We start from the raw sequence: 3,556 nt of genomic DNA, 5'->3' as shown, positions 1-3,556 counted from the left end.
TCTGATCCGCCACACGCGCACCATCCCGGTGGACCGGTCGGCGGGCGCCGACGCCTACCGGAATGCGGTCGCCGCATTGCGTTCGGGGGAGTTGGTGGGCGTGTATCCCGAGGCCACCATCAGCCGCAGCTTCGAGCTCAAGGAGTTCAAATCCGGCGCGGCCCGGATGGCACTGGAGGCGCAGGTGCCGATCGTCCCGCTGATCGTGTGGGGTGCTCACCGGCTCTGGACCAAGGATCACCCGCGGGCACGGTTGGTGGCCAGCAAGGTGCCGGTCACCGTGCGGGTGGGGGAGCCGCTGGCCCCCTCCGGCGACGGAGCGACGCTCACCGCCCGGCTGCGTGAGCGCATGGCGCCGATGCTGGCTGCGGTGCAGCAGGCCTACCCGCATCCGGCCGGTGAATTCTGGGTGCCCCGACGACTCGGCGGAGCAGCTCCCACCCCGCAGGAGGCTAGGATTTTGGAAGAGCAGGAACTGGCGGAACGGAAGCGCAAGAGTGCAGGTGGCCATCGGGCCGACCATCCCGGCACGGGGCAGTAGGGCAGTGCGCCCGCCGTGGCCGAGGCCGTGTTGATGACGCGCCCCAATGTTCCCCCCGCGCTGATCGCCAGCGATGTCGACGGCACCCTGCTCGACGACAACGAAGCCATCACCGCCCGGACCCGGGCCGCGGTGCACGCCGCCGTGGACTCCGGCGCGCATTTCGTGCTGGCGACCGGCCGCCCGCCGCGGTGGATCGCGCCGGTGGTCGATGCACTCGGGTTCGCGCCGATGGCGGTGTGCGCCAACGGGGCGGTGATCTACGACCCGGCCGCCGACCGGGTGGTGTCGGCGCGGACGCTGTCGGCCGACAACCTGGTCAAGCTGGCCGAAGTCGTCGGCCGTGCGCTGCCGGGAGCGGGCCTGGCGGTGGAGCGTATCGGCGAGCGGGCGCATGACGCGGCAACCCCGCAGTTCGTCAGCTCGCCCGGCTATGAACACGCCTGGCTGAACCCGGACAACACCGAGGTGTCCCTGGAGGACCTACTGTCCCAGCCCGCGATCAAGCTGCTGGTCCGCAAGGCGGGGACGTCCAGCGCCGACATGGCGGCGCAGCTTGCGGCGCACATCGGAACGGCAGCCGAGATCACCTACTCCACCAACAACGGACTGCTCGAAGTGGTGCCGGCGGGGATCACCAAGGCCAGCGGGCTCGAGGAGCTGATCGCTCCGCTGGGGATCGACGTCGAGCAGGTGGTGGCGTTCGGTGACATGCCCAACGACCTGCCGATGCTGGTTCGCGCGGGCCACGGTGTGGCGATGGGCAACGCCCACCCCGAGGTCCTGGCGGCCGCGGCCGAGATCACCGCCCCCAACAGCGAAGACGGCCTGGCGCGGGTGGTGGAACGGATTTTCCTTCGCTGACTCTGCGTCTACCAGGCACTGCACTCGAACTTCTTCCGGGTAGGCGCAGAGTCAACGGCGGTCAGCGAGCCTCGAAGGGATCGATCACCCGAGAGAAGCGTTCGAGCTGTACCGGGGGTCCCTCCGGCGGCGGCGGGGGCAGCTCTTCGGCGACACCGTCGACGACTCGGATCACCGCTCCGCTGGCCCAGTTGTAGTTCAACGTGCCGTGCTGAAAGTTCTGCCCCACCCACTCCGGTTCCGGGATCTCGGCACTGGTCGGCAGGCCGAGCACGCCGCGCTCATAGCCCAGCGACGCCCAGGCGTCGTAGATCGCCCCGGTGATGGGCTGTGCGCCGGTCTCCGGCGACCAGTACACCGCGCCGTGTTCGAAGGTGGCGTACTTGGTGGAGCCCTCGCCGATCGCCTCCGGCGAGGTGGGCGCGCCGAGCATGCCCTCCGCGCCGCCCATTTCCAGCCAGCGGGTGTGGATGGCGCCGCCCTCCATCACCCGGGCGAGGTCTTCGGGCCCGGGTGGCTCGTTGAATCGGGCGGCGATCTCGCGGATCGCGTTGAGAGCGATGTATCCCTGGTTGCCGGGGCATTCGGTGGCGTCGAGGTCGCGGTGGCCGATGATCGAGGGCAACGTCAGCGAGGCACCCCGCGGAACGTTGGTGAAAGAACCACCGGCGGAGGTCAGTTGGGCCATCCCGCGCGGGTCGGTGCGGTCCAGTCCCAGTCGCCAGCCCAGCAGCCGGCCAACGGACTCGAGCTGGATCGGCGGGGGAGGTGCGTCGTCGAAGGTGCCGATCATGGTCACCCCCCAGGTATTGCTGTTGAACCCTCCTGCGTGGCTGCCCATGATGCCGCGGGTGAGGCCGCCGGCCCGGCCTTCGAAAACCTGGCCGTACTTGTCCACCAGTGCGTTGTAGCCGATGTCGCACCAGCCCAGGGTGCGGGTGTGGTAGGCGTAGATCGCCCGGATGATCTCCGCGGAGTCTTCGGGGGCGTAGTCGTTGGAACCTGCGGTGTGGTGCACCACGGCCGCGTGGACCGGCCCGCTCTCCACGGGTTTGCCGCACCGGCCATAGGCCCCGGCGCCCCAGTGACTGCGCGGAATGATGTTCGGCGGCTGGCCCGGCGCCAGTACGGCCCGCGGCGGTTGCCACTGGGCGTCGGCGGGGGTTTTCGGCGGGGTGATCAGCACCGCGGAGATGTTCTGGGCAAGCGGCTGCGCGGCGGTGGCCGGCACGTAGCCGAGATCGGCCGGGGCGGATTTCTTCGCGGGCGGGTGCGCCTTGGCCGCCTCGCTCGGGGCGGACGGACCGGTGCCGCGGGGTTTGGCCGTCGACCCGGTGCCGGGCGCGGTCGGAGCGGTCCGGGTCACCGCGATCTGCACGGCGGTGGTTCGGCCGACGAATACCGGTTCGGTGCCCTCCGGGCCGGGGGCGGGGGCGTCGGGCCGGCGGGGCCCCGCTGTCTCGTGTTTGGTCTCGTGCGCGGTCGCATACCAGGGCCCCCAGGAGCCGTCGGGGCGCTTGGCGCGGATGCGGGCCGAGGTCCCGCTGAGGTCAGCGCCGGTGAGGGCCACCATGGTGAACGGTTCGTCCTGGGTGATCTCTCGGACGGTGACGCCGGGTTCCAGTTCGTCGAGGGGTTGTTGGCTCAGCTTGGTCGCGGCGGCGCTCGGGGCGGCCTCCGAAGCTCGCGGCGCCTTCGAAGCCGCCCCGGAGTTCAGTGTCCACGGCAGGATCAGCACGGTCGCGAGAGTCGCGGTCAGCTTGATCGTCGGCGGGGGACGACGACGGGTTGGCACGCACTGATGTTACGTATGTGTCACGTGTTGTAGATGATGCGACACGCGACTGGTGCCCGGCCGGTACCCCGACAGGGTTAACGGCACCGCAGAGTCTTCCGGTGCCCGCCAGGTGCGGGCCGACTCTGCGGTGCCGTCGGGCGGAACAGCTCCGCTGTGTGTCCGGTTAGGGCAACGGCGGCGGGGGCGGGGCGGCGACTGCCGGCCCGGCGCCCTGCGCTGCCTGCGCGATCGAGGGAATCACCACACCCTTGATCAAGTCGATGGCCTGGCCGGCGCCCAACTGGTTGGCCGCGCTCATCAGGTCACTGACCAGTCCGCCGCTGCTGGCGGGCTCCGGCATCCCCAGCGACGGG

The 3,556-nt window shown here is 70.6% G+C and carries 3 protein-coding genes and 1 pseudogene; 2 read left to right on the top strand and 2 right to left on the bottom strand.

The annotated features are described in order from the left end of the window. The coding region (locus LI92_RS20480; RefSeq protein WP_046322146.1) for a lysophospholipid acyltransferase family protein at positions 1-541 on the top strand (541 nt) is incomplete at its 5' end. 33 nt (positions 542-574) lie between these two features. Beyond that, positions 575-1,405: a Cof-type HAD-IIB family hydrolase gene (locus LI92_RS20475; RefSeq protein ID WP_046322148.1), complete on the top strand. Its 831-nt coding sequence runs from the start codon at positions 575-577 to the stop codon at positions 1,403-1,405. A 61-nt stretch (positions 1,406-1,466) separates the two neighbouring features. Here LI92_RS20475 and LI92_RS20470 read toward each other — a convergent pair whose 3' ends face one another. Next, complete coding sequence (locus LI92_RS20470; RefSeq protein WP_046322145.1) at positions 1,467-3,200, bottom strand: N-acetylmuramoyl-L-alanine amidase; 1,734 nt, start codon at positions 3,198-3,200, stop codon at positions 1,467-1,469. Positions 3,201-3,366: 166 nt separating this feature from the next. Then, positions 3,367-3,556, bottom strand: a pseudogene (locus LI92_RS20465) (hypothetical protein); the annotation flags it as partial.

The sequence above is a fragment of the Mycobacterium sp. UM_Kg1 genome (genome assembly GCF_000972925.1).
In the GTDB taxonomy this organism is placed as follows: domain Bacteria; phylum Actinomycetota; class Actinomycetes; order Mycobacteriales; family Mycobacteriaceae; genus Mycobacterium; species Mycobacterium hiberniae.
The sequence above is the reverse complement of the archived record's forward strand: the minus strand, read 5'-3'. Positions and strand labels throughout refer to the sequence as shown.